A 6,452-nucleotide genomic window follows, 5' to 3' on the forward strand; every position below is an offset into this window, starting at 1 on the left:
AGCAGGATGTCGTATTTCGACAGGACCGCCTGGATCTTCGCCCAGTAGCCGGCCGGCGGAACGATGACGCCGCCGGCGCCCATGATCGGCTCACCAAAGAAGGCAGCGATGGTTTCCGGCCCTTCGGCCAGGATCAGCTTTTCCAGATCGTCGGCAAGCCGGCTCGAAAACTGCTCCTCGCTCTCGCCCGGCAGCGCCTCGCGCCAATGGTGCGGCGTCGACGTGTGCAGCACATTGGCGATCGGCAGGTCGAAGGAAATGTGATTGTTGGGCAGGCCGGTCAGGCTTGCCGAGGCAATGGTGACGCCGTGATAGCCGCGAATGCGGCTGATGATCTTCTTGCGTGCCGGCTGGCCGAGCGCATTCGACCGGTACCAGATCATCTTCATGACCGTATCGTTGGCCTCGGAGCCGGAATTGGTGAAATACGCCTTGCTCATCGGCACCGGCGCCATCTGCACCAGCTTCTCGGCGAGATCGATCAGCGGCGAATGCGATTTGGAGCCGAAGTCGTGATAGTAAGGCAGCTTGGACATCTGGCGCACCGCCGCATCGACCAGCCGCTTCTCCGAGAAGCCGACCGCAACGCTCCAAAGCCCGGCCATCGCCTCGATGTAGCGGTTGCCGGCCAGATCCTCGACATAGATGCCGTCGCCCTTCTCGATGATGAGCGGCCCTGCCTCCTCATGCTTGCGGGCATTGGTGTAGGCGTGCATGTGGTAGCTGATGTCGCGGGCTTCGGGAGAATTCGGTCGTGCGTCCATGATGGTTCCTGTCCTGCATGCCGGGACGTAGGTCCTGCCGCCGTTCGGCGCGCATCGCCTCTTGCATTATGCTGTTGGATGCATCTGTTTCTCGTAAGGGTGTCAAGCCCTTTCGGAAGGGCTGGCGGATGGACAGAGACATGCGGAAGTTCAGCTTCGAGGCCGCAGAACGCGAACACCTGCGCGAAGCCGCCTATGCGCATCGCCGGATCGTTATCGTCGAACGGCTCACCAGCAGGCACAACAACAAGGCTGAGGTGGCCTGATCGTGGACCATGTCGACTGTATAGTCGCCGGCGCCGGCGCCATTGGCCTCGCGATCGCGCGAGAGATGGCGCAGCGCGGCATGGACACCCTGATCCTCGAGGCCGAGAACGCCATCGGCACCGGGACCAGCTCGCGCAATTCCGAGGTCATCCATGCCGGCATCTACTATCCGGCCGGATCGCTGAAGGCCCGGCTCTGCGTGGCAGGTCGGGAACAGCTTTACCGTTATTGCGAGGAGCGGGCGGTTCCGCATGCGCGCTGCGGCAAACTCATCGTCGCGACAGATGCCGAACAGGAGCCGGTGCTCGCTTCCATCCTAGCCAACGCCTCTGCTTGCGGCGCGGGCGACTTGGTGCCCTTGACCGCCGCCGAAGCGCGCAGGCTGGAGCCCAAGCTGCGGTGCACGGCCGCCCTGCTCTCGCCCGCCACCGGCATCATCGACAGCCACGCCCTGATGCTTGCCTTGCTGGGCGACGCCGAAGCGCACGGGGCGGCACTCAGCCTCAACACCCGCATTGTCGCCGGCCGCATCGAGGGTGGGCGCATCGTGCTCGACACGATCGACAGCACCAGCGGCGAGCGCTTTGAAATCGCCACCGCGCGCTTCATCAACACCGCCGGGCTTGGTGCCACGACGCTTGCCCGCTCGCTTGACGGGCTCGACCCGCAATTCGTGCCGGAACTTCGCTATGCCAAAGGCAATTATTTTTCGGTCGCCGGCCGGGCGCCGTTCTCACGGCTGATCTATCCCATACCCGAACCCGGCGGGCTCGGAGTGCATCTGACGCTCGACCTCGACGGCGTCGCCCGCTTCGGGCCGGATGTCGAATGGACAGATCAACTCGACTATCGCGTCGATCCGACGCGTGGCGAGCGCTTCTACGACGAGATCTGCAAATACTGGCCGGGCCTCACCGATGACAGCCTGCAGCCGGCCTATAGCGGCATTCGGCCGAAGCTCTCCGGTCCCGGCGAAGCCAATGCCGACTTCGTCATCCAGGACGCGGCGGTGCACGGCGTGGACAGCCTGGTCAATCTGTTCGGCATCGAGAGCCCCGGTCTGACCTCAAGCCTGGCCATCGCCGACCATGTCGCTCAGCGCCTCGCGCCAAAGGCAAGCTAGCCGAGCCGACATCGGGCTAGCGCCATGTTGTTAAAAGCGCAGCCCAAAATACCCGTAAGCCATCCGTAAGCCGGGGTCGCAGAACCTTGGTCCGTCGATCACAGCCGATTACCGGAGGCCCAAGCTCTCCGGAACCGTTGGCTCCATGACGAGGAGGGTCCGATGCGATTCGACAATGATCACGCGCCATTCCGCCGGGACGACGCGCTATCCGAATGGCGCACTGCCTCGGCGCTCGCCGAACTCTTGTCCTTCGAACCGTCGAGTCTCGACGCGAAACCGAAGGCTGCGGGTTCTGGCCGGACCGCGGAGGCGCTTTCACGATTTGCGGCGGCGATCCGGACACGTATGGCCGGTCCTGGCGGCTACTACAATCTTGGCAACGCGCTCGGGCTGGTGATGGGCGTCACGATCCAGCTCACCGCCCCTCAGAGATCCGGCATGCGCGGCGCCGCACTGTTCGACTATTTCGCTGGCAGCAGCAGTGCGGTGGCGCTGACGCTGGCGACGCTGGTCTTCTTCTGCAGCGGCGAAGTCTATCACCGCGCCTGGGCCGGGCGCGATGTCCCCGATCCGGCTCTTAACCGCCTCGCCGATCTCCTGTCGGGAATTGGCGCGATCGGGCTTGGCACGGCGCTGTTCCTGTTCGGCCAGCCGGTGCTGGCAGCGACCGCCGGACTGCTGCACGCGCTCGGTAAATTCGGCAGCGCCGCCTACAGGCCCGGCGCCTGCGTGCCCGGGTGGCCGGTTGGGTGGCCTGATCCGTTCCGCAGCGCGGTGCTGGCCAGCCGCCTGCCGGCGATGCTTGCGGCGGCGTTGTCGATGGGCGCCGCCTTGCGTGAAGTATGGTTGGGCGGTTCCCCTGCGCTTGTTGCCGCGCCGCTGACATTGCTTGCCTGCTATCTGCTGTGGGCCAGAGCCGACCTTCTCCTGTTTGCCGACAGCGCCAGCGAAAGCGCGCCCGCTCTGCCCGACACTGCGCGGCCAGGCGACGCTTGATGCCGCCCCGGCCGGAGCGCCGCACACGATCTTCAACTGTGGAGACAGAACCATGTTTGGAAATTCAGACGATTACAGCACCCCTTCCCTGGAAGGGCTGCTTTATCCGAGCCAGACCCGCATCGGCACCGTCTGCGTGTTCGGTGGCGCCAAGACCGGCAACGATCCGTATCTCGCGCAAGCCGCCGCCGCATTGGGCAGCGAAATCGGAGCGGCCGGCGTCCGCCTCGTCTATGGCGGCGGCGGGGAAGGGCTGATGGGCGCGGTCGCGGCCGCTGCCGCCGATGCCGGCGGCGAGGTGATCGCGATCGCGCCAAAATTTCTGCTGGAGCGAATGCACTGCCGCGCGGGATCGCCCAGATCATTTCGGTTCCCGACATGGATATGCGCAAGCGCCTGATGTTCGACTATGCCGATGCCTTCGTCGCGATGCCAGGTGGCATCGGCACCATCGAGGAACTGGCCGAGGTGATGACATGGCGCAAGCTCGACCGGCACCAGAAGCCGATCCTGGTTGCCAATTTCCACGGCTTCTGGTCGCCCTGGCTAAACCTGCTCGACCATCTGGAAGATGGAGGGTTCCTGAGCGGCCAGATTTCGATGGCATGCCTCGTCGCCGAGATGCCGGCGGCCATCCTGCCCATGCTGCAGCGCGGCGTCTGCTTCACGCAGGCGCAGCTACCGCAAGGGGCGCGCCTTTCCGTCAACACAGCCCTGGCATCTTAGAACCGCCCAAGGCAACCAAGCGACCGGAGCCATCGATATGAAGAACCGTTTCGAAGCCATACCGAACCCAAGCTGCCGGTTCGAAATCTGGGACAATGAGAACGACGAGCCCGTCGTCCATCACGACCGGCTGCTCACCTTCGCCTCGGCGAAGTTGGCGGAAAGGATTGCCGACTTCCTCAACGACGGCCGCAGCCACCGGCGCCGCGCCGGCGCCGCCAAATGGCGCGTTGCGGACCGCGATGTCAACTGAGGAGGATGACCGCCAGGCTGCTCTACGTCGCGATCGGCATGGCGGGGCCTGGCCGCAACGCGGCGGCTCGTCTTGCCACAAAATTTAAGGAAGAACAGAACGCTTTGGTACAGAACATCGGCGGATAGTAGCGGGACGGCGACGATCATTCGCCGCAGCGCGAAGACGAGGGCCAAAGTGCGCATGATCAAGCGAACAATATTGGGAACGATTCAGATAGCGCTTGTGTCGGCGTCGACGATTGCCTCTGCTGCCGAGGCCCCAAGGCTGTCCGCCGATCTGTCGAAGAATTCCAACGACCTGCAGCGCGCCGTATGGGCCTGCGAGGGTGGAGCGACGTCTTTCCAGGAAGGTTCGGGCCAAAAAAGCTCGGGGCGGACACGGTTCTTCCTGGGCACGGTCGGCGCCAGCGCCAGCCGAAGCGAACAGCCGCTCACGCTGAAAGAGAACCGCTTGTCGGGACTGGGCAGTCTTTCGAACGACAAGGGCTGGTCCAGTATTCGCTTCGATTGCACGCTTTCGCCAGACCTGCGAAAGCCGATGGCATTCAAATTCGACATACTCTCGCCGATACCGGACAGCAGTTCCCCGCCAGATGACTCCGACGCGGCGAAGGCAGCGGATACCGGCAAGAATTGGTATGTGGACACCAGCGGCCCGATTGTTCTGACGCATGGCGTCAAGGAAACCGACGATCGGGACTTTGTCGCCAGTTGCGCCAAGTCATCGGGGAAAATCCAGGTTTCTCTGACCAATACTGTGAAATGGCTGAAGGACGGCAACTATGTCACGGTCGGAATCTCAGGCGGCCCGGGCTCTGGGCTCTATGTCGGCAGGGGCGTGATCGATGACAATCTTGGCGTCGCCATGCCGGTATTCAAGGCCAGCGCCAAGGATCCCCTCCTGGGCTGGATCGCATCCGGAAGCAGTCTTCACATCAACCTCGGCGGAGAATCCACCTACGATGTTTCCCTCAAGGGCAGTGCCCAAGCCGCCAGGGCCTTTGCGGCAGCCTGCAACTCATGAGACCCTGCAATTCGTGAGAACCTGTAGTTCATGAGAGCGTCGGAGGAGTGTCGCCATGACCGATGAGCCAGGCCGTGAGCCGGCGCGTGATCCTCAGGATTTGGAGCGCCTGCTGATTTCCCGGCAGTGGGCGGGAGACATCGACGGCATGGCCGCGCTTTTTGAGCCGCATGCCGTCGTCGACAGCGGTGAAGGGCAGCTCACGCTTGGCCGGGAAGCGATCCGGGCACTCTTCGCGGACATCACCGCAACGGGCCGAAAATTTGCTGCCGGAAATCAGGCCCCCGCTGTTGTCAGCGGAGACCTGGCACTCACGTCAACCCATCTTCCCGATGGCACCGTAACCGCCGAGGTCGCCCGCCGCCAAGCCGACGGAACATGGCTGTGGGTCATCGATCGATTCTCTGTTGCATAGCATCGGCCCGACGCATGACCCCGGGAAAATCGGAATCGATTTTCCCGGTGGATCATGCGAACGGGCGCACGGCGCTGCAGCGCAAGGGCGTGAATCCAGTGCGGTTTTGGATCCGAAGTTCCCGAGCGACGATGCCGGCGCTGGAGCAGGAACTTCAAATTCAGATATGATGCATCAGTGCGCCGTCTGCGAATGATCGCCGCCCGGCTGCGAAATGCCGCCCAGCGCTTCGCCGGCCCAGGCTGCCTCGCCATTCGCGGCGAGATCGCCGAGCGAGACTATGCCAACCAATCGCCGGTCGCGGCTGATCACCGGCATTCGCCGCAGTTTGAGATTGCTCATGTTCTGGAGGACGTCGCCGACCTCCTGGTCGTCAAAGCAGCATTGTACCTCCGCGCTCATCACGTCCCTGATCTTGGCGTCGGGACCCCTGCCCTCCGCGATGCCGCGCACGGCAATGTCGCGGTCCGTGATCATGCCGACCAGCCGGTCATTCTCACCGACGGGCAGAACACCGGCGTCAAGATCGGCCATGGCTCGTGCGGCATCCCGCAAGGACTGGTCCGGACTGGCGACCTGAACGTTCTGTGTCATGCACTCGCTGATTCTCATGGCTTTCTCCTCGAGGTGAAGCGCCCCGCCAAACCTGTGATCAAGGGTGTGATCAGGGGAGAATGAACGCCTTTCGGAATCGTTCCATGTTTCGACCACGCGCGACGGAGTAGGCAGCTATCGTCTGAAGGAAGAGCCTGTGCCTGTTGTGTCAGAGCTTCCACCAATGGCCATATCTGTGACGGACGGAACCATAATCCGGCACAATGGTTGAGTGGTGATCAGATGATCCTCCTCGAGCAAAACGGAAAACGGAAGGAACGATCA

General features: G+C 63.2%; 10 protein-coding genes. 8 read left to right on the forward strand and 2 right to left on the reverse strand.

From position 1 onward, the window contains the following. Positions 1-764: aminotransferase class III-fold pyridoxal phosphate-dependent enzyme (locus E5W87_RS32985; protein WP_292407391.1), on the reverse strand; the 764-nt coding region annotated here is incomplete at its 3' end. 140 nt (positions 765-904) lie between these two features. Here E5W87_RS32985 and E5W87_RS32990 point away from each other — a divergent pair. The 8 genes from E5W87_RS32990 to E5W87_RS33025 all read left to right on the forward strand — a co-directional run bounded on the left by E5W87_RS32990 (position 905) and on the right by E5W87_RS33025 (position 5,573). Then, complete coding sequence (locus E5W87_RS32990) at positions 905-1,030, forward strand: hypothetical protein (RefSeq protein WP_292407395.1); 126 nt, start codon at positions 905-907, stop codon at positions 1,028-1,030. 2 nt (positions 1,031-1,032) lie between these two features. Then, complete coding sequence (locus E5W87_RS32995) at positions 1,033-2,154, forward strand: NAD(P)/FAD-dependent oxidoreductase (RefSeq protein ID WP_292407398.1); 1,122 nt, start codon at positions 1,033-1,035, stop codon at positions 2,152-2,154. Between the two features lie 162 nt (positions 2,155-2,316). Further along, positions 2,317-3,153 (forward strand): hypothetical protein, encoded by an 837-nt coding sequence (locus E5W87_RS33000; protein WP_292407402.1) that lies wholly within the window; start codon positions 2,317-2,319, stop codon positions 3,151-3,153. A gap of 52 nt (positions 3,154-3,205) precedes the next feature. Then, a complete protein-coding gene (locus E5W87_RS33005; RefSeq protein ID WP_292407405.1) occupies positions 3,206-3,553 on the forward strand; it encodes a hypothetical protein in 348 nt (115 codons plus the stop codon). Further along, positions 3,538-3,879, forward strand: coding sequence for an LOG family protein (locus E5W87_RS33010; RefSeq protein WP_292407409.1), 342 nt, complete (start codon positions 3,538-3,540; stop codon positions 3,877-3,879). The genes E5W87_RS33005 and E5W87_RS33010 overlap by 16 nt, the downstream gene beginning before the upstream one ends. A 37-nt stretch (positions 3,880-3,916) precedes the next feature. After that, positions 3,917-4,132: a hypothetical protein gene (locus E5W87_RS33015; RefSeq protein ID WP_292407412.1), complete on the forward strand. Its 216-nt coding sequence runs from the start codon at positions 3,917-3,919 to the stop codon at positions 4,130-4,132. A 183-nt stretch (positions 4,133-4,315) separates the two neighbouring features. Then, a complete protein-coding gene (locus E5W87_RS33020) occupies positions 4,316-5,158 on the forward strand; it encodes a hypothetical protein (protein WP_292407415.1) in 843 nt (280 codons plus the stop codon). Between the two features lie 55 nt (positions 5,159-5,213). Continuing rightward, on the forward strand, positions 5,214-5,573 hold the full coding sequence (locus E5W87_RS33025; protein ID WP_292407418.1) for a nuclear transport factor 2 family protein: 360 nt from the start codon (positions 5,214-5,216) through the stop codon (positions 5,571-5,573). Positions 5,574-5,747: 174 nt separating this feature from the next. Here E5W87_RS33025 and E5W87_RS33030 read toward each other — a convergent pair whose 3' ends face one another. Then, positions 5,748-6,185 (reverse strand): CBS domain-containing protein, encoded by a 438-nt coding sequence (locus tag E5W87_RS33030; RefSeq protein ID WP_292407423.1) that lies wholly within the window; start codon positions 6,183-6,185, stop codon positions 5,748-5,750. Between the last annotated feature and the right edge of the window lie 267 nt (positions 6,186-6,452).

It is taken from the genome of Mesorhizobium sp., from assembly GCF_004962925.1.
Taxonomy (GTDB): domain Bacteria; phylum Pseudomonadota; class Alphaproteobacteria; order Rhizobiales; family Rhizobiaceae; genus Mesorhizobium.